At 39.8% G+C, this 19927-nt stretch carries 19 protein-coding genes and 1 other RNA gene; 5 read left to right on the top strand and 15 right to left on the bottom strand.

Features of this window, described 5'->3' with window-relative positions:
* Positions 1-119 precede the first annotated feature (119 nt).
* Together ACFVSW_RS23520 and ACFVSW_RS23515 are read right to left on the bottom strand one after the other, a co-directional pair.
* Entirely contained in the window at positions 120-389 is a 270-nt protein-coding gene (locus ACFVSW_RS23520) for a DUF6123 family protein (protein WP_034723329.1), read from the bottom strand.
* Between the two features lie 42 nt (positions 390-431).
* Positions 432-923 (bottom strand): divergent PAP2 family protein, encoded by a 492-nt coding sequence (locus tag ACFVSW_RS23515; protein WP_387319041.1) that lies wholly within the window; start codon positions 921-923, stop codon positions 432-434.
* Positions 924-1009: 86 nt separating this feature from the next.
* Between ACFVSW_RS23515 and sspL the strand changes: the two genes are divergently transcribed.
* Positions 1010-1147 (top strand): small, acid-soluble spore protein L, encoded by a 138-nt coding sequence (gene sspL / locus ACFVSW_RS23510; protein WP_387319045.1) that lies wholly within the window; start codon positions 1010-1012, stop codon positions 1145-1147.
* A gap of 49 nt (positions 1148-1196) precedes the next feature.
* Here the strand turns inward: sspL and ACFVSW_RS23505 are convergent, their stop codons facing one another.
* The 5 genes from ACFVSW_RS23505 to ACFVSW_RS23485 all read right to left on the bottom strand — a co-directional run bounded on the left by ACFVSW_RS23505 (position 1197) and on the right by ACFVSW_RS23485 (position 8661).
* Positions 1197-2090, bottom strand: a complete 894-nt coding sequence (locus ACFVSW_RS23505; RefSeq protein WP_387319040.1) for a 5'-3' exonuclease — start codon at positions 2088-2090, stop codon at positions 1197-1199.
* Positions 2091-2163: 73 nt separating this feature from the next.
* Positions 2164-2991: a sulfurtransferase gene (locus ACFVSW_RS23500; protein ID WP_387319039.1), complete on the bottom strand. Its 828-nt coding sequence runs from the start codon at positions 2989-2991 to the stop codon at positions 2164-2166.
* 15 nt (positions 2992-3006) lie between these two features.
* Positions 3007-6675 carry a dynamin family protein gene (locus tag ACFVSW_RS23495; RefSeq protein ID WP_387319038.1) on the bottom strand — a complete coding sequence of 1223 codons (3669 nt, stop codon included), beginning with the start codon at positions 6673-6675 and terminating at the stop codon, positions 3007-3009.
* A gap of 327 nt (positions 6676-7002) precedes the next feature.
* Positions 7003-7572, bottom strand: a complete 570-nt coding sequence (locus tag ACFVSW_RS23490; RefSeq protein WP_387319037.1) for an isoprenylcysteine carboxyl methyltransferase family protein — start codon at positions 7570-7572, stop codon at positions 7003-7005.
* Positions 7573-8661 (bottom strand): type III polyketide synthase, encoded by a 1089-nt coding sequence (locus ACFVSW_RS23485; RefSeq protein WP_387319036.1) that lies wholly within the window; start codon positions 8659-8661, stop codon positions 7573-7575.
* Between the two features lie 678 nt (positions 8662-9339).
* Here ACFVSW_RS23485 and ACFVSW_RS23480 point away from each other — a divergent pair.
* The 3 genes from ACFVSW_RS23480 to ACFVSW_RS23470 are packed head-to-tail and all read left to right on the top strand — an operon-like array spanning position 9340 to position 11653.
* Positions 9340-9489 carry a cytochrome c oxidase subunit 2A gene (locus ACFVSW_RS23480; protein WP_387319034.1) on the top strand — a complete coding sequence of 50 codons (150 nt, stop codon included), beginning with the start codon at positions 9340-9342 and terminating at the stop codon, positions 9487-9489.
* A gap of 20 nt (positions 9490-9509) precedes the next feature.
* Positions 9510-9986 carry a cytochrome c oxidase subunit II gene (locus ACFVSW_RS23475; RefSeq protein WP_387319033.1) on the top strand — a complete coding sequence of 159 codons (477 nt, stop codon included), beginning with the start codon at positions 9510-9512 and terminating at the stop codon, positions 9984-9986.
* A complete protein-coding gene (locus ACFVSW_RS23470) occupies positions 9986-11653 on the top strand; it encodes a b(o/a)3-type cytochrome-c oxidase subunit 1 (protein WP_387319032.1) in 1668 nt (555 codons plus the stop codon). The genes ACFVSW_RS23475 and ACFVSW_RS23470 overlap by 1 nt, the downstream gene beginning before the upstream one ends.
* Before the next feature lie 110 nt (positions 11654-11763).
* On the opposite strand, the gene ACFVSW_RS23465 is transcribed toward ACFVSW_RS23470, so the two are convergent.
* Together ACFVSW_RS23465 and ACFVSW_RS23460 are read right to left on the bottom strand one after the other, a co-directional pair.
* Positions 11764-12684 (bottom strand): DMT family transporter, encoded by a 921-nt coding sequence (locus ACFVSW_RS23465; RefSeq protein ID WP_387319031.1) that lies wholly within the window; start codon positions 12682-12684, stop codon positions 11764-11766.
* Positions 12681-14183: a carboxypeptidase M32 gene (locus ACFVSW_RS23460; protein WP_387319030.1), complete on the bottom strand. Its 1503-nt coding sequence runs from the start codon at positions 14181-14183 to the stop codon at positions 12681-12683. The genes ACFVSW_RS23465 and ACFVSW_RS23460 overlap by 4 nt, the downstream gene beginning before the upstream one ends.
* A gap of 123 nt (positions 14184-14306) precedes the next feature.
* On the opposite strand from ACFVSW_RS23460, the gene ACFVSW_RS23455 reads away from it, so the two are divergent.
* Complete coding sequence (locus ACFVSW_RS23455; protein ID WP_387319029.1) at positions 14307-14480, top strand: hypothetical protein; 174 nt, start codon at positions 14307-14309, stop codon at positions 14478-14480.
* A 67-nt stretch (positions 14481-14547) separates the two neighbouring features.
* On the opposite strand, the gene ACFVSW_RS23450 is transcribed toward ACFVSW_RS23455, so the two are convergent.
* From ACFVSW_RS23450 to ACFVSW_RS23425, 6 genes are all read right to left on the bottom strand, one after another.
* Entirely contained in the window at positions 14548-16467 is a 1920-nt protein-coding gene (locus ACFVSW_RS23450) for an ATP-dependent DNA helicase (RefSeq protein ID WP_387319028.1), read from the bottom strand.
* A 23-nt stretch (positions 16468-16490) separates the two neighbouring features.
* The gene (locus ACFVSW_RS23445) at positions 16491-17642 is read right to left on the bottom strand and encodes a THUMP domain-containing class I SAM-dependent RNA methyltransferase (protein ID WP_387319026.1); all 1152 of its coding nucleotides are present in this window, start codon (positions 17640-17642) and stop codon (positions 16491-16493) included.
* Positions 17643-17814: 172 nt separating this feature from the next.
* Positions 17815-18213: RNase P RNA component class B (gene rnpB / locus ACFVSW_RS23440), an RNA gene on the bottom strand.
* Positions 18214-18294: 81 nt separating this feature from the next.
* A complete protein-coding gene (gene gpsB, locus ACFVSW_RS23435) occupies positions 18295-18597 on the bottom strand; it encodes a cell division regulator GpsB (RefSeq protein WP_387319025.1) in 303 nt (100 codons plus the stop codon).
* Between the two features lie 126 nt (positions 18598-18723).
* A complete protein-coding gene (locus ACFVSW_RS23430) occupies positions 18724-19281 on the bottom strand; it encodes an SLOG family protein (protein WP_387319044.1) in 558 nt (185 codons plus the stop codon).
* 131 nt (positions 19282-19412) lie between these two features.
* A complete protein-coding gene (locus tag ACFVSW_RS23425) occupies positions 19413-19763 on the bottom strand; it encodes a CotD family spore coat protein (RefSeq protein ID WP_387319024.1) in 351 nt (116 codons plus the stop codon).
* Between the last annotated feature and the right edge of the window lie 164 nt (positions 19764-19927).

Here is a 19927-nt window from a genome sequence, read left to right as displayed (position 1 = left end):
ACAAAATTAAAAGGTTTGAGTCCAGTGCAATACCGAACTCAAACCCTAATAGCTGCTTAATTAAATAATCTGTCTAACTTTTCGGGGTCACTTCAAAGGAAGGGAGTTTTTTGTTTTGTTTAAATCGCGAGTAATTCCTTTTCCATGACAAACTTTATTGCGTCTTTTCTTGTGGTTAGCTTGTTTGAAATTAACGTTTCCAGTAATGCGACATAAAAACTGCCATCAAAGCGTCTTTGTGCCTTTAATGTCAGCTCAATCGCTGTATTAATCATTTCATCGGAAGCATTTGTGTAGTGTTTCCCAAAGTAAATAAAACCGATTGCATCTTCATCTAGTTGAAAGCCTTTCCCTTCCAAAAAGTGCAAATAATCCTCCACTGACCTCACTTACTTTACCATTCCTCTCCCCTACATTCTTAAAACATCCCTTTAAAATCTTAACTTAAAATTCGCAAATTTCCTATCCTTTTTTGTACATAAATGACCAATAACACCAATCAATGCTCCAAATAAAGCTCCGCCTGCCACTTCTTCGGGTTGATGCCCTAACATTTCTTTTAACTTTTTTGCGCCTTCCTGTCTAAATTCCAGGCTTTCTTCCTTTTGGATTTTTTCAATTAAGTCGTTCATCGAGTTGACCTTTAATGTGAGTTCTCCTGTTTGCCTGCGGATGCCTTGAGCGTCATACATGACAATGAGTCCGTAGATAAGAGAGAGCGCAAAGTCAAAAGTCGGCAGTCCTCTTCTCAAGGCAATATATGTGGTAAGGGTAGAAACCCCAGCAGAATGTGAGCTAGGCATACCGCCTGTCCCAAAGAACAATTCCGGGCGCCATTCTTTCTTTTTAAAATAATGGATGGGAATTTTTAATCCTTGAGCAAGCCCTATGCTGATCAGCGCTAAATAAACACCTTTGTTCATCATATCACCTCTATGATTATTGTTCGAAATCCCGAGTTTTATTATTCCTAATGGAAATACTAGCTGTTAGGGGAGGTGAAACGTTGATGCGTGTAAAAAGCCAAAGAAACCGCGGTGTGAAAGCACCGGGAGTAACTCCACAAGGGTTTGGTCAAGATGCAGAATTTGCAGAGGAACCAAAAAGCAAACTCGAAAATGCAGCAAAGAAGAAAAACACGAAATAATTAACCAGCCAATATGAAAAGGTTGTCCCGAAACCGAGACAACCTTACCTTAGGATATAACAGCCTCATCAAACGGCAGCAGCCGCTGCAAACCGCGAAGCTCAATTTCCATTAATTTATTTACCGCTTTTTCTCTTTCAATGCGTAGTCCAGCCTCTTCTAAAGCGCAGCTAACGGGAACGTCACATTTTATTTCGGCGAGCATCCTCGATAAGTGGAGCATTTCTAAATCACGCTCAATTTTAGACTTATTTGATTTTGATAATCGATCTAAATTGGAGATAATCCCTTCAACATGTTCATATTCCTGCAATAGCTTCAGGGCCGTCTTTTCGCCAATCCCCTTTACTCCAGGATAATTATCGCTTGGATCCCCCATTAAGGCTTTTAAATCAATCATCTGCCTTGGAGTAATTCCTTTTTCTTCAAAGAAAGTTTCTGGTGTGTGAACAAGGTAATTCCCGTAGCCCTTTTTCAATAAAATAACGGAAATATTATCGTCAAGGAGCTGCAGGATATCTTGATCACCAGTTAAAATCGACACATGTGCATAATCCTTTGTTTGCTTGGCGATTGTGCCAATACAATCATCTGCTTCAAAACCAACCAAGCCAATATTTGGGATATCAAACGATTCGACAACCTCTTTTACTAAATCAAATTGCGGGATGAGCTCAATTGGTGCCTCGCCGCGATTGCCTTTATAATCGGCGAATAACTCTGTCCGGAACGTTTTGCTGCCCATATCCCAGCAAACAGCGAGATGTGTCGGTTTAAATGAAGATACCGCTGTAAATAAATGCTTAACGAAGCCATGGATTCCATTAGTAGGAATTCCTTTTGAATTTATCATAAATTGTCCTGACACTGCCGTGGCATAAAAAGCACGGAACAACAGGGCCATTCCATCAACAAGCATTAGTGAAGGTTTTTGATTTTCCAAGTTTCAGCCCCCTATTTTTTATGTTCTAAAAAACAACACGAGTTTCATTATAACATAAGATAGCCCGAAAAATTTATTCGATTTTATTTTCGGCGTAGGAAATCCAATCGCTAAAGCTGCCCACATAAAGCTTTACCTTTTCAAATCCCGCTTCCTTTAAGGCGAGGAAATTGGGTGTGGCGGTTACTCCCGAGCCGCAGTAAACAATTATTTCCTTATCCTTATTCACTTCTGAAAATCTTTGTTTTTGTTCGGCAGCTGGAATATATTGCCCATCTCTCAAACCTTCCATCCATGGTTTATTAATCGCACCAGGAATATGCCCAGCTTTCTTATCAATTGGTTCTTCCAAGCCAAGATATCGTTTTTCTTCACGTGAATCGATTAAAATAATGTCTTCAGGCTGATTCTGGACGAAAGCCTTCACTTCTTCAGTGGCAGCGATTAAGTCAGCATTCAAGCTTGGATGGAATTCAGCCTTTTCAAAGACAGGTATTTCTGTTGTCAGTGGATAATTTCCTTCGAGCCACCCTTTAAACCCTCCATCAAGCACATACACATCCTTATGCCCTAGATACTGAAGGAGCCACCAAAAACGGCCGGCAAATGCACCCTCGCCGTCATCATAGGCGATGACTGTTGTGTCATTACTAATGCCTTTATTCACAAGCTTCGTAACGAATTCAACTAAATCTGGCAACGGGTGTCTACCGCCATGATCGCCAACAGAACCTGACAGATCTTGTTCTAAATCGAAATAGGAAGCACCAGGAATATGACCTTCTCGATATTCTTCTTGCTTTTTTTGAGGAGCTGCCAAGGAAAACCGGCAATCAATAATTCTTACATTTGTTTCATTCATGTATTTCAATAACCATTCCTTGTTTTTAACATACCTCATCTAAAGTGCCCCCAATTATTTGGATTCTCCAGCAAGCTTTTGCTGTATTTCAGTTAAGACTTGGAGTGAAATCCCGCCATCTAAGGCGGAATGCAAACTTAAATAAAAATCAGCTGACTGCTCATTCATTTGCATTAATAAACGATTAAATTCGTTCAACAATTCGTCTGCATAATGATGTTTCAAACGACCCGCTTCCTGTTGTAAATAGTCGTCAGCAAGTGGCTGCAGAACGTTTGCTAGTTCATCACTCATGTTTTGCTTGTCATTTTTTTCAAAAAAAGATTTTGGATTTTTAAAATAAGACATTGATTTTGCGAACAACTGCTGATTGGCATCCTTAAAGGCAATTGGGAAATCAATTTCTTCCCCCTCCCTTTTTTCAAATGCGGAAAAAGAAAGGTCTCGGTTGATTTCAAGAAGATTACGTATCAGACCTGATTGAAAATCAGCCAACTGCTTTTCAACAAACCTGTCGATTCTTACAGTAGTAGCACGCATTTCTTGCGCAAAGTCAAAGCCAAAACTTTCTAAGAATTCGTCAAGTGCTGTCTGGAGAGCCTTTTTCAAATTGTGCCCGTCGTCCCTTAGGGTTGATGGGTTAAATGCCTCTTTAAAGAAATCGCCGAAACGCAAGAAGACCCTTTGCTTAATGTAATAGATTAATTCTTCTGCCTCCTGGTTCATTCGTCCAAGTATTGCATCTGAGTTTTGCTTTTCAAAGACATGATGAAGTTCTGCCCTTTGCTTTTCAATCTCCATTCGTTTTTGCTCTTTCACAACCTTATCTTCACTTGAGCTTTGAATGAGTTTTGCTACTAATTCCCGAACACGCGTCAATTCCTTTTCTGCCGCTAAAATGGTCATTTCCGTTAAGTCATTAGAAATGAACTGATAAAAGGCCTGCTCAAACGCACTTAAGCCAGAATTGGCATTCAGATTTGGAGTCATCTTTTCTTTTAGGGCAAGCAGACTTGATAACGAATAAAGATGCGGGTTTCGAATCCCATATTTCAGCAGCTGCTCTTCGACATATTCCACCACGGTCTCTTTCTCGGCATCATTTTCAGCAAGGTCAATCGCATTGATAAGGAAGAACATTTTATCCATTTGAAAGGAATCCTTCACACGGCCCAGCTGAATTAAAAATTCACGGTCTGCTTTTGAAAAGGCATGATTGTAATAGGTGACAAACAGGATTGCATCTGAGTTTTTAATATAATCAAAGGCAACGCCGGTATGACGAGCGTTAATGGAATCCGCCCCCGGGGTGTCAACAAGCGTGATTCCTTTTCGGGTTAACTCACAATCATAATAAAGTTCAATCCATTCAACGAAACAGGATTTTTCTTCCATCGCAACAAACTCGTGAAATTCGCTTAAATTTGTTTCTTTAACTGTCCCCAATGATGGCACATAGGTGGCTGAGCCTTTGTTAAATGCCTGCAAAAAGGCATAATGGGTCTTCTCGAACACACCTGCTTGCCCTTTTTCGAGCAGAATTTGACCGATGTTCTTTGCAGCCGCTGCGAAATCGCTGGCTTGTAAATCAAAAACCTTTAAGGAACGATTGACATCCTCAAGCATTGTATTTGATTCCTTAAACTTCACTAGAACGGTTCCATGTGGATGTTTGGCAGAAACCGGCTTAATTTTATTGATAGCGGCTGTTGTTGGATTGGGAGATACAGGCAGTACCTTTTCTCCCATCAGTGCATTGGCAAACGAAGATTTGCCGGCACTAAAAGCCCCAAATAACGCTACTGTAAACCCCTTGTTTTCCAATCTTTCTGCTTTATCCACTAATTCTTTTGCAAGCTTTTGAAAACCTGGAAGGTCTTTTATTAATTTTGAAGCATGATGAAGCTTCTCGGTTGTGTATTTCAAATGATCCTTTTCAGGCTGGATGTGATGTTTCGAATTTTCGACATTGACAGCTGCTTCAACCGGTTTAGCCAAATTGTCTATTTTCTTGTCTATTTGGTTGGCTTTCCCTTGGAATTGAATGACTTCAAATTCCTCTTCCTCTTGTGCAAAAAGCCGATACACATCTTCCTTCAGACTTTCTGTTTGCATAAACAGGTCATCAATCGTCTTTTCACGTAAGAATATCGTTTGTTCATGCGTTTTTAACTCTGCTAATGCCTTTACATATCTCTCGATGTTGCTAAATTCCTGTTCATACCAGTCCTTTATGATTGCTGACTGGTCTTTTAAGGCGGCGAAAAAATGCTCTTTAAATTCGGAAAGTTGTTTCCTGGCGATCCTTTTTATTTCATTGGCGACATCCTCTGTGTAATGGAGAACATAGTCACCGGTGACTCGAGCACCCGGCTTCACTGTATTTATTAATAAATCAACCGGAACGCTGATGGAAAAGGATTGTGCTAAACGAATCAGCTCTGCCTGGTCTAGTTCCGCTTCCTTTAAGGATCGAAGGAGATATTCACGTAAATGCCACTCAAGCTGTGTCCTTGTTTTTTCAAGCAGATCTTGATAAAAACTGTCTAAGCGCTTTTTCTTCTCTTCTTGGGTTTTTTGTTTGGTAAACAGGAAGCCGGTTTTAAATTCAGGCTGGCTGCTTTCCAAAAAGCTTTCTGCTAATGCTCGTGTCTGAAACGGCAGGAGATAGGCATTTTTCATGATTAGAGAAATTTCAGCATCAAAATCCTTTTCTTTTCCTGCGGTTCCTTCGTTTATTACCTGAAGACTGGCGATGATATTTTGATAGTTGATTGATAATGCTTCTTTTTCTTGCTCTGTTAATTCATTTAGAAGTTCAAGGATCGGACCCAGCTTTTCTTCTTCCTGTTTATTTTCCTCGTTAAGATGGTCTTGGGTGATTTTTCTTAAAGAAGAATAAATGGACGGAATTAACAATTCATCTTTAGCAGCTAACTTTTCCGCAATAAATCCTTGAAGTTCACTAATTTCATTCAGTGGGTGGTCTTTATGCTTTAATGAAGTATAAAAAATCCTTGCCGGCTTTACCCCCCATGAGGCAAACGAATCGACAACACTGGTTTGAAAGTCAGAAAAACTTAATTCCTCATCCTTATGTTTATCGATTTGATTGATAACCAAATAAACTTCTTTCCCCGCCTCGGTCAATTCTTTTGTAAATAGAAAATTCAACTCTGCTTGGACGTGGTTATAGTCCATTACATAAAAGATCAAATCAGCGAGATGGATGGCTGATTCCGTTGCGATACGGTGGGCATCATCGGCAGAATCAATACCCGGTGTATCCATAATGACCGTATTAGCCGGTAAACGGGAATCGCTATGGCTAATCTCTACTTCCTCTATTTGGTCCCCGTCCTTGCAATAATTTTTGACTAATTCATAATCATAGGGTGCCAGATAGAGCCTTGGCTTTTCATGTTTAAAAAACACTTTCGCGTAATCCTCACCGGATTTTACTTTCACTAGGTTTGCACTAGTTGGAATCGGACTGGATGGCAGTAAATTTTCACCAACCACTTGATTAATCATTGTCGATTTTCCCGCGGAAAAATGACCGCAGAATGCAATCAGGAATTCTTTATTGTCTAACTTTTTTGCCAGCTGTTTTACCTTTTCAGCCTGCTCGCTATCTTGATGCTTGATTAAATAGTCATATATCGAAACAATTTTATGTTTTAGTGTTTTTATCGTTTCATTCTGATTGGCTGTTTGCACCATTTTTATTTATTCCCCTTAACAACGTAGTAATAATTTTTATTTTATACGATAATTCGAACTTTTCCTATCATGACAGAGCTTTTATTTTTAATAGCAAAAAGGCCAAGGTGAAGAACCTTGGCCACTTAAATAGTTTAATCGTTATTGGGTAACGTTTTTTAAGACGTGCTTCATGACAAATGCATAGATAATAATCGTTCCGCCAACAAACGCAAACGCCATATGTAACACCTTCCTTATCAGTCTGTCTGAGAATGATTTTCATTGTTAACAAAATTTTAGCACAGCTGATAATCATTTTCAATATCATGAAGGAAACTGTCACTTTTATTTAACAATCTTTGGGATAAACCGATGACAGTCATGAAAAACTTCGTCATATTCCGTTAACATTCTAAGCGCTTTTTCTTCCTCAGGTATCCGGATTGATAGGATCATGAAGTTTAGAATTGTAAACAGCAGTGCCGTATAGAAGGCATTAAACAGCAAGGGTACGATAAGCAGCTCCGTCGTGACAACAAAATAATTAGGGTGCTTTAAAAAGCGGTATGGCCCTTTTCTGACTACCTGCGCATGCTTTAAGACAAGAATTTTCGTATTCCAATACTTTCCTAGTGAAGAAATGGCCCAGCCTCTCAAGAACTGCGCAAGGATAAAAACAGTTAAAAATATTGGCCAGACCGGTGATAGCCCGCGATTTAATAAAATCTTTTCTGTAGATAATGCGACGAAAAAGAGCAGGTGCATGAAGACCATATACTTATAGTGCTTGTTACCAAATTCTATGGCTCCCTGCCGCTTCATCCATTTTTCATTGTTTCTGGCGATAAAAAGTTCCACAACACGCTGAAATGAGATGAAAACAATTAAGATAACAAATGGAACCAGATTATTCATTTACATCCACCTCATAAGGAGTAATTCAGAGCTAAACCCCGGACCAAGAGCGGTTCCAAGTCCAATTGCCTCTTTAGGAATGTCCATCTCCATATATCTCCGCAGTACATAAAGAATAGTGGCCGAGGACATATTTCCAAACTGTTTTAACACCTCAAGTGATACCTCTGTCATCGAAGCCGGGATATCTAACGCCTTTACATAAGCATCGATGACTTTTTTTCCGCCTGGATGGGCAATAAAGCAGTCGATTTGTTCAATTTCGATTCCATGTTCATCTAAAAAACCTTTAACATTCGGCTTAAGCCAGCCTTCGACAATTTGGGGAATGTCACGAGAGAAAAGGACAAATAATCCTGTATTTCTTAATTCCCAGCCCATTACATCCAAAGAGTTAGGCATGAGGGTCGATTGGGTGGCGATGATGGAGGGTGACGACGCCTTCTTTCTAATATCATTATTGTTCACAGCATCGCCGCAAACTAAGGCGCAGGCAACCCCATCAGCAAACAGAGAAGTTCCAATCAAATTACTTTTCGAAAGGTCATTCTTCTGAAACGTCAGGCTGCAGAGTTCGACCGACAGGACAAGGACTTTGGCCTTAGGGTAGGCTATGCAATATTCGTAAGCCCTTGATAAACCGGCTGCCCCTCCTGCACAGCCAAGCCCCCAAATCGGTATCCTTTTCGTATGTGGACTGAAAGGCAATTGATTCATAATTCGCGCTTCAATACTTGGTGTTGAGATACCGCTTGTTGATATGAAAAAAATGGCCTCGACCTCTTCATAAGGAATAGGCACCTTAAGAAAGTCTTGATTGTTTAAGCAATTGACAATCGCCTCTTTTCCAAGTGCGACAGCAGACTCTATGTAAGCGTGGTTCTTCTCTTCAAAAGAATGATTTTCTTTAAACCATTCTAAACCTTTCACAAAATGTCTTTTTTCAATCTGTCCATTTTGGAAGGCTTTCAATAGTCTCTCAATATCTTTAAATGATTCAGCAAAAAGCTCTCTAGAAAATTGGGACGCTTGATCTTGGTTAATTTCATAGGGAGGAATTACCTCTGCAACTGAAAGAATCGTCGGCATCATCATACTCCTTCAACATTCGTAAGGGTATTTTTACCAATAATCCAATAATTATTCATAAGGCTTAATAAACAAAAAAAGCTCCCCATAAAAGGGAAGCAAACGTTTTGAAGGTTGTTGTTGTTGTGCACTTAAATTATAGCGCGGAATTTACATCACATCATTACACAATCTTTTCCAATAGATTTTCAAAGGCTCATCTGATTATTTTTCTGATTGTTTTTGAACCTCGATTTTTATTTTATTTCCTGCTATTAGCCCGCAAATTTTACAGATTTCCGCTTCATTGTAAAGGAGCCGGCATTTTTCACAATAATACTTCTCCACTAAAAACACACTCATTTCTAAAGGTATATATGACATTTATTTTTATCATATTTTTAATATTTCGAAATGTGACTATCCTTCAAAAAAACAGGAATTCGAAGTATGTGAAGTATTTATCAATTACTTTTATCACAGGTTAGGTGTGATCGTTCACACTTTATTCACATTTAACCAATGGTAATTGTGATATAAATCACTGTTATATCAAGTTTTTATCATTACCATAGTAAATACCTAAGGAATGAACAATTTGTGAACTTACAAATTTAGTATTTTACTTTCACGATTGTTTTGTATGATGAAAGAGAACTCATTTAATTAATTTTCAATTTTCAGAAGGGAGTCTTGGGGATGGAAAAAACTGAACTGAATACAAAACAAAAAACAGAGATTGAAGATCGCTCCTCACTCAAAGGGACATTAGCATCCGTTTTCTTTTTGGGAATCTTTATCATTGTCACATGGGTAAGTGTTTATTACCTATTTGTAGATCGTTTTTAACTTTTAAGGGGGGAACAAATATGCACATGCATAAATTAGAAAAAATCTGGCTGATTTTCGGGACTAGCTGCCTGGTCATTTTTTTGACAGTCATTGGTGTTAGTGCCTTCTATCTTGGCAACAAGCCGCCAAGCTGTCTAACAACGGTTAATCCGGAAACGGTCGGTCAGGAAAAACCATTTAATGAACCAGGCCTACATAAAGTGGATGGCAAAGCTTGGGAATATGAATTAGTCTTTGTCGCATCTGCTTTCTCTTATAGCCCAGCACAAGTAGAAGTCCCTCTAGGGGCAAAGGTAAAAGTTATTGCTACAACAAAGGATGTTATTCACGGTTTTGAAGTAGCCGGAACAAATATTAACATGATGCTTGAGCCTGGATACATCAGTGAATATACAACAACATTTAACAAAGCAGGCGAATATTTAATTGTTTGTAACGAATACTGTGGTGCTGGACACCATTTAATGTACTCAAAGATTGAGGTGGTAAAATAATGGTTACTTCTACAGCTGCAAAAGTAAAAGTTGATCCTCGTGATGCGAAGCTTTCTATGGCACACTTTTTTGTTGCCTTTTCGGCGCTTGCTCTTGGCGGATTAATGGGTCTCCTGCAAACTCTTGTCCGATCAGGCAAATGGGAACTGCCATGGGGAATTGATTATTATCAAATCTTAACAGTACATGGTGTCTTAATGGGTCTTGTTTTAACTACTTTCTTTATTATGGGATTTCAATATGCTGCAGTGAGCAGAACAACAGGCGGGCATTCGAATGCCGCTCGACGATCTGGCTGGATTGGCTTCTGGGTCATGTTAGTTGGTACATTAATGGCCGCTACTATGGTCTTACTTAAAGAAGCATCCGTTCTATATACTTTTTATGCACCGCTTAAAGCCCATTGGATTTTCTACTTAGGCTTAACCTTTGTGATTGTCGGAAGTTGGATTGACGGTGCTGCTCAAATCATGACATACGCTAGATGGCGCAGGAACAATCCAGGAAAACCTAGTCCATTATTAAGCTTTATGGCTGTAATAAATACCGTTATGTGGATTATCGCAACATTGGGTGTAGCCGCTACTGTTTTATTCCAATTGCTGCCTTGGTCACTTGGTTTAGTTCCTACAGTTAATGTTTTAGTCAGCCGTACATTGTTCTGGTATTTTGGTCACCCATTAGTTTATTTCTGGTTACTGCCAGCCTACATGTGTTGGTATGCGATTATTCCTAAAATTATTGGCGGAAAAATTTTCTCAGATTCACTTGCACGTTTATCGTTTATTCTATTCCTGCTCTTCTCGATTCCGGTTGGTTTCCACCACCAATTAACAGAGCCGGGAATTGACCCAGCTTGGAAGTTCCTCCAGGTAATCCTAACTTTTATGGTTATAATCCCATCATTAATGACGGCGTTCTCTTTATTCGCAACCTTTGAGAGATACGGACGCAGCAAGGGCGCAACAGGTTTGTTTGGCTGGTTTAAGGTACTTCCATGGGGCGATGCTCGCTTTATCGTTCCTTTCATTGGGATGGCTGCATTTATTCCTGCCGGTGCAGGTGGAATTATCAATGCTTCCAACCAAATGGACCAAGTCGTGCATAACACGATTTGGGTTACTGGTCACTTCCATTTAACAGCAGCAACATCTGTTGTGTTAACATTCTTTGGGATTTCATACTGGTTGGTTCCGCATTTAACGGGAAGAAAATTAACAAAAGCAATGAATAAATTAGCGATTATTCAGGCATGGGTTTGGTTCATTGGTATGGCCTTCATGTCAGGGGCGATGCATTTCCAAGGACTTCTGGGAGGACCAAGACGTTCTGCTTTCTCCACTTACGGCGGTTCCGAGCAAGCGGCTGAATGGATTCCTTACCAAATCGCTCAAGCAGTTGGCGGTACGATTTTATTCCTTGGTATTATTCTCGTGTTAATCATCTTTGTAAATCTAGCGTTCTTTGCTCCAAAAGGGGAAGAGGAATTCCCAGTTGCTGAAGCTGAAAACCTTGAAGAAAAAGCACCAATGGTGTTTGAAAACTGGAAATTATGGCTCGGCATTGCGGCAGCTCTCATTCTTTTCGCATACACGATACCATTTATCGATATTATCCAAGACGCACCACCAGGCTCGAAAGGATTCCAGACTTGGAGTAAATGGTGACCTGATAAAGAAAACTCGCCGATTGGCGAGCCGTTAGGCGGTTCATGAGGCGTAGTTGCACTTATGCCTGATGGGAAAGTTATACTTTCACATCGGCTAAAGAAAAGGCTTCAATCAAAGTCGATTGAAGCCTTTTCTTTTTGTATTTTACCAAAAGACCCTTTTGGAAGATTAATCAGTAAGACAGATAATAGGATGATTGTTGAGCCAATCCCTTGGATCAACCCAAAACCCTCGCCATAGAGTAAAACACTTAATAGCGTCGCGATGACTGGTTCGACCGTGGCAATGATAGCTGCTTTACTGCTTTCTATCTTCTCTAGCCCTTTTGTATAACATAAGTATGCAATGACTGTTGGAAACAACCCGAGGCCAATTCCATATAGGAGAACGTCTCCTGAGGCAAGCACACTCCCCTTCTTCCACAGCCCTGTAATCGGAAGTAAGGTAATAGCCGCTACAATAAACGTGTAGAGTGTAACCGTAAATGGCGAATATTTTTTTAAAGCAAATTTACCAAAAATACTATACAGTGCGTAGCCGAAACCAGCACCAAGCCCTGTTAGAAGACCTGCGGCGCTGATTGTAGCAGCATCTGTCACACTAAGCCCGGCAATCAATACGCAGCCTAGAATGGTTCCAGACACCGAAATAAGTTTGACCGAATCCATTTTTTCCTTTAGAAAAAAATAGGATAAAACGGTGACGAACGCCGGAGCAGTATACAATAATATCACGGCAATCGATAAATTCATTTGATTAATTGCTGAAAAATAGCACCAGTTAAATAAAACAATACTGCAGATCCCTGTACCAATAAATAGCGGTACATCAGTAAAGCTTATTTTCAAATGGTCTCGGTATTTTACGATTCCAATTAACGCTAGTAAAACAGCTGCTGTCACTACTCTGACAGCAACTATTTCCATCGGAGTAAATCCAAGGCTTGTTAATTTTCTAACAAAAATAGCGATGATTCCCCATAACGCTGCACTTACGGCGATTAGAACGATGGGAATGGTTTTCTTCAATTCAACTGATAAACCTTTCCGTATTTCTCATAAAGATAATCAATTAAATATTTTGCATTTAAGCCTTCACCTGTAACATCGTTTAATATTTCCAGCGGCTTTTTCATTTTTCCAAAACGATGGATTTTCTCCGTCAGCCATTCCTTGATTGGAAGGAAATCCCCTTCCGCTAATAATTGATCAAAATTTGGGAGCTCCTCAAGCATTTTATGCTTAAATTGAGCTGCATACATATAACCTAAGGCATACGATGGGAAATAGCCAAAACTGCCGCCAGCCCAATGGACATCTTGGAGTACACCCTGTGCGTCGTTATCAGGACGAATTCCTAAGTACTCCTCATACATATTATTCCAAATCTCTGGAAGGTCCTTGACTTCGATTTCATCATTAAATAACCTTTTTTCAATTTCATAGCGAATTATTACGTGGAGCGGGTAGGTTAATTCATCTGCCTCAATACGAATGAAGGATGGCTTGGATTCATTAATCGCCCGGTAAAAATCTTCGATTTCCACTTGATTGAACTGACCGTTGGCATATGTTTTTAACAGTTCATAGTTGTTTTGCCAAAATGAAAAGCTTCTTCCTACGATATTTTCATAGAAAAGGGATTGTGATTCATGGATCCCCGTTGATGTTCCCGAGCAAAGCGGTGTCCCAATCAAGTCTTTGGAAACATTTTGTTCGTATAAGGCATGGCCGCCTTCATGAATCGTACCGAAAACGGCTGTCCGGAAATCATTTTCATCATACTTCGTTGTTACGCGGACATCACCAGGATTTAATCCGATGGCAAAAGGATGAACCGTTTCATCCAGTCTTCCTCCATTGAAGTTATAGCCCATTTTCTCAAGGATCTTTAAACTGAATTCGCGTTGATTTTCCTTTGGAAATTCTTTAAATAGAAAGTCCGTTTGAGGTTTATGAGCCGATTCTGCAATTTGCTTGACTAAGGGAACAATTTTTTCCCTTAGTTCACCAAAAACTTGATCCAAAACGTCCATCGTCATACCTGGTTCGTAAATATCTAATAAAACATCATATTTATTTTCTTCATGCCCCCAATAGCTGACGAACTGTTTTGTCATTGCCACCAGCTTCTCTAAGTAAGGACTAAACAAGGCAAAATCCGCTTTTTCCTTTGCTTCCTCCCAAACATTTTCTGCTTTAGATTGGAGAATAACAAACTCCTTGTACTCTTCCCCAGGAATTTTCTTATTTCGATCATATTCTTTTTTGCATTCTTCAAGAATTTTTCTAGTCGTTTCAGACATTTCCTGTTTTGTTAAGTTGGCTATGTATGCTGCCATTTCTTCAGAAGTAGACATTTTAAAGACTTCGGATGATAACATACCGATCACTTCGGACCTTTGCCCCGCCCCTTCCTTAGGTGCTCCTGTTCTTAAGTCCCAATAAATTAATCCTAATGCTTCGTTATATGCAGACATTTTTTTCACATATTCTAAGAACTCTTTTTCTAACTGTGTGACATTCATTGAAGTTCCCCCCTTTTATACCCAAATTTTATCATACTTTTCAGAAAAGTAGAAAGGCGGAGAATTAAAAAAAGACAACTAAAATAAATTTCTGTTTTAAAATATATATAGGGGGTATGACCAATGCAGGAACTAATTGGAACTTGTAAATGCTGCGATAAAGAAATCTTTTGTTTCGATGGCTTCTTTAATGGTGTCATAACCAAAGAAAAAGAGAATTATTGCTTTGAATGCTATGAGAAATTGAGCAAAACAGATGAAAACCCGCCGATTGGCGAGCTGTTAGGCGGTTCATGAGGCGAAGTTGCACTTATGGCTAAAAGGAAAGAGGAAACGCCTTAAATATATGGCGCTTCCTCTTTTTTTAGATTGCCTCGGTAGGCAGAACTTCTTTGATTTTTTCTAACACACCAGGGACGATATCTTCGTCCAATAAAATATGAACCGTTCCTTGATCCTGTTCACTTCGAATCAATCGCCCTACTCCCTGACGCAGACGGAGGAGCATATAGGGTAAATCCACCTCTAAGAACGGATTATCTGCCCCATCTCTCTTTGCCGTAAAAACCGGGTCATTTGGAGGAAATGGCAGCGAAAAAATTATCACATTTTCAAGCGATCTGCCGGGGATATCAAGGCCTTCCCAAAGGTGAATCGAACAAAGAACCGCATGCTCTTCATTTTGGAATTTCGAAACGAGCGTGCTGATTTCTTCATCCCCCTCGAAATAGACCGGGTATGGGACTTCTTTAGAAAGCCTTTCCTTTACATGTGCCAGTTCGTCTTTATTATTTAACAAAATGAGTGCCCTGCCCTCTGATTGACGTACTTGTTCAAGCAGATAGTCTGTTCTTTTGTCTATATCATTGTTTGCAAACCTTGGCAGGAATAGCTTCATTTTGTCTTCGTAGTCAAAAGGCGATGCGACTGAGAAGGATAGATATTCCGTGACACCTAGACTACTCGAAATATAGTCGAACGATTTTTGATTGGCCAATGTCGCTGATGAAAATACAAACGGCTTTTTCTGTGAGAAAACCTCTTCCCGCATCACTTCTTCGACCATTTTTGGCATGATCACAAGCGTCCGTTCACCCTTGTCCTCTTCAAACCAAGTGATTCCGTTTAATTCTTGCAGGAAAAGGGATAACGAGTAAGTGATTTGTTCCAAATACTCCTCAACGATTTTCAGGTCATACTCATTAATAACATATAATTCACTTTCAAACACGAGCTCCTCCTCCAATGTCTGAAGGGTTGAAAGTAGTTTTCGGCAAGTTTTCATTACTAGCGGATGTTTGGTAATGACTTGTTTTTCAGAGCCTTGCGATAGCGCTGAGAATTGGGAAATCGTATCAAAAAATGCTTCGTTATCTAAAAGCGCCTCTTCAATTGTGTACAACGTTTTCTCCCGCACTTCATTTTCCATTAACCTTGTAAGCAGTGTCTCTAACGTATAATCAGTAAAGCGGTAGCTTAACGCTTTCTGTGCGGCATATTCAAGCAGGTGACCTTCATCAAAAACAACTGAAGAATGCTCCGGTAATAGCGGCAGCTGACCTTCGCGCTTTCGTGATTCCTTAGTCCAAATATGCTCCATATAAAAATCATGGGAACAGATAATTAAATCGGTTGAATGCCGATAAAAATCCCGATGTAAGGTTAACCCGCAGCGATGGCGCTTTTCACAGGAAAAGCAATCCTGAAGAGAATCCCAATTAACGGTCCCCCATCGTTCATCTGACAAAGTAGGATAATCTCTCCTATCCCCGTATTTTTCAAACGATTGCATCGATCCTGCTGTGTGAACAAAGTCAGGGAGCTGTTGATAAATTTCAGAGATTTCATCAGAAAAATCATTATTTCTAACCTGATCCAGCTTTTTTAAACATAAGTACTGATCACGCGATTTTGCTAGCCGAACATCAATATTCAGCTGCAAGACCTTCTCTAATTTTGCAATATCGCCTTCTTTTTTTACGAGCTGCTCAATTAATGTTTCATCCGCACAAGCAATGACGGCAGGACGATTCGTGTATCTTGCGTACATAATCGCGTAAAGTAAATAAACAATCGTTTTCCCTGTTCCTACACCCGCTTCAGCAAAAATAACTTTTTTATCTTTAAATGCTTTTTCAAGTTGAAAAGCCATGAAAATTTGCTCGTCCCTGAGTTCGAAACCGGCTTCTGGCAAAATGTCATAAAATAAGTCGCCAATCCATTCGCTTAATTTATCATAAAAGGATTCAGTCTTTGAAATTTCAAACGGCATCCGATTCTGCATCATATTCCCCCTATAAAAACCGTCTATTTCTCGATGTCATTTTGACGCGGGGGCTTTTTACCCCAGTATTGGTAAAGGTCCGTCCGGATAAAGCCATTAAACAGCTTTCTCTTTTTCGTTGCCGGCTTTCCGTAAAATTGCTCAAAGTCTTCATTTGACGTCAGGATATACTTGGACCATGTATCGAGTTTGTTGAAGGCCTGGCCCATTTCCTTATACATTTGCTCAACAGCCTTTTTCTCTCCAAGTCTTTCGCCATATGGTGGATTCCCAATAATAACCCCGTATTCCTTGGTGGTCGTAATATCTCTAACCTGCATTTGTTTAAAATGAAGGATGTCCGCAAAACCAGCCTCGACCGCATTTTCTTGAGCTATTTTCACCATTCTGTGGTCAATATCTGTACCTAATATGTCTAGTGGCTGGTCATATTTTGCCAAGTCTTCTGCTTCTATCCGGGCATCATCCCATACTTTCGGAGAAATCCAATTCCAGCCCTCTGACACAAATTCTCGATTAAAACCGGGAGCGATATTTTGTCCAATCATGGCCGCCTCAATCGGAATCGTGCCGGAGCCGCAGAAAGGATCAATAAAGGGACGGTCCGCCTTCCAATTGGTTAACAAAACAAGTGCAGCTGCCAGCGTTTCTTTTAACGGTGCCTCCCCTTGATCTAAGCGGTAGCCGCGTTTATGCAGGCCCTGGCCGCTGGCATCAATCGTTATCGTAGCGACATCTTTTAACAAAGCAACTTCAATGCGGTAAAGAGCACCGGTTTCCTCAAACCAGCTGTCACGCTTATAATGTTTCTTCATCCGTTCAACCACTGCTTTTTTGACGATTGCCTGACAATCGGAAACGCTGAACAGTTTTGATTTGACCGACTTGCCAATGACCGGAAATTCTGCATCTTCAGGAAGATATTTTTCCCATGGCAGTGCTTTCGTCTTCTCAAACAATTCATCAAAGGTATACGCCTTAAATTCGCCAACTTTTATCTTTATTCTGTCTGCCGTTCGCAGCCATAAATTACTGCGGGCAATCGCAGATTCATCGCCAGAATAAATAATCTTTCCATTTTCCACTTCACAGTCGTATCCTAACGCCCGTACCTCTTTGGCAACCAGAGCTTCGAGACCCATCGCCGCAGTAGCAATTAATTGATAGTTTCCCATTTTTTCACCCTTAATCCATTTCAAGTGTATGTATGTTTTTGATTCCTATGTACTTGGTTTATCAGATTCATTATTGACAAAAAGAAACAAAGGGATGCAGTTTTAGCCAATAAAAAAGCTCCCCATATTAGGAGAGCCGTTTATGATCCAGCATACTTTCCCATTAATAACGTTCTGTAAGCCATGTTCTGTACCATAGTACTGCAAACGGCAGTGATGCCTCGTACTTAGGTGGTAATCATCTATCTACAGATTCACAATGGAACCTGTCCTTCTCCTTGTTGAATTCCTCAGAGAAAGTGCCCCTACCATTATTTGGGTTTCTCGCTCGTGGGGTTTACCCGTTCCACCCTTTCCATTTCTGGAAAGGCTCCGTCACTGTGGCACTTTTATAGGTATTCATACCATATCCAAAGGACTTAGGTATTTTCCCGGCCGTCAACTGAGTCTTGACTCAGCTGCCCTAGCTTATGATTTCGCTAGGCACGAACACTACGAGCATCTCAGCTCGTGCGAGCATGGACTTTCCTCTGCAAGAATGCAAATGTTCTTACAGCGATTACCCGAACGTAATTAATGAATACATTTATTATTATATGTATTCCATGCTGTTTTTTCAATAGTTTTTATTAGGAAAACACGGCATAATCTGTTAATCGTAAAGTTTATTGCCAAAAACATGTTTTTCTAAATTGGATATCCGCTTTAAAATATCAAAGTTCGTTGTGCCAGCAGGCTGTGCCATTGGCTGCCTTTTTGAAGAATCCTCGAGCTGTTTACGCAGTCTAAGATTTTCTTGCTGCAGGTCCTCAAGCTCCTGATGAAAGGTTTCATAATCTTTAATAATTAAATCCAAGAATTTATCAACATCTTCTTGCTTGTAACCACGTACACCTGTTTTAAACTCTTTTTCCAAAATATCCTTAGCTGTTAATTTTACTTTATCGGATAGCATCTAAATCACCTCAAGTTTAGCCAATCATTGCCTATTATTTTTTCAAAAATAACCTCTTTTGTCAATTTTCTTTTGTTACAAAGATTACAATCAATTTAATATATGAGCGGAATCCTTAAACATTCCTTAAAAATCAGTCTGTTTGTATTGTTCTTCCTCAACAATCATTTGTAAGTCGTAAAAGGTAATAAGCTCAACCGGATAAGCATTTTCCTTTTGATATTGTACTGCCAATTCATATAAAAATTTCGGGCTTCCTTCCTTTTCCTGATCATAAAGAAGCAGAAGGCCCTCGCTTTTTTCAATAAAAAATTGATTTTTCAAGCGAAATTGCCACGGTTTCTCATAGCCTTTTTTTGTAACTGAATCAATATAATTTGCTTGGGCAAGCACTGACTCATACCATTCCTTGTTAATTTCATTCCATGACGCCTCTTGATCCAGAAAAGGAGTAATTACCGCCAGCTTTATATCAGGAAAATCAAATTGTAAATCAAAGATAACTTCAGCAGCCCACAATTCCACACCTAATTGACCGCTAATCAGCACCCATTCTAATCCCTCTTCAACCAATGGCATTAAAGATTTCTTGATCGCAGCCTTGATAAAGAGGACAGAAGGATGGTCTTTCTTAAATATACCTAATTCAAAGGGTTTATAACCCGAAATGGCGAGCACTTTAATCAAAAACGTCCCCCTCTGCACAAAAAAATTTTTAATTGGACAAACATTTTTACACAAACAGCATATCATAATAGTATATAAACGTTAAAAAACAAGGGCTAAAAAGCCCTTGCAATCGACATTACTTGACCTTAAGGTCTAGGACCCCTGAATGGTCCTGGTGCGAAGCCTGGGCCTCCTGGTCCGAAGCCTGGGCCTCCTGGTCCGAAGCCTGGGCCTCCCATTCCAAAACCTGGGCCTCCGGCTCCAAAACCTGGCATTGCTCCTGCGCATGGGTTACAGCAGTTAATTTGTTGACTACACACATCTTCGCAGCATGAAGCTGATTCACAACAGTAATGTTTATGCTGGTACATATGATGATTGACTGTTGTAACATGTGTTGGATGAATGTGTGGCACCACCGTAGTTGAGAACGTATGGTTGACAATTTGATTAGTCGGATGAATGACTGGCGGCATAAAATTGGTTCCAAGATACATTTAATACTCTCCCTTCAAATATTCTGTTTACATTATCAGCCTATGTTGAAGGAGTTACTCTTGTACTAATGAAAATACCTATTTTTCACTATTCAGGATGAATATTTCAAAATACCACCCTACCTTGTTTTCTTATAATATGGAATAAAAGCTATCTTTTAAGT

The sequence above is a fragment of the Neobacillus sp. NPDC058068 genome, from assembly GCF_042885335.1.
Lineage (GTDB): Bacteria > Bacillota > Bacilli > Bacillales > Cytobacillaceae > Neobacillus.
Note: the sequence above shows the minus strand (reverse complement) of the source record. Positions and strands in the feature narration are given on the sequence as shown.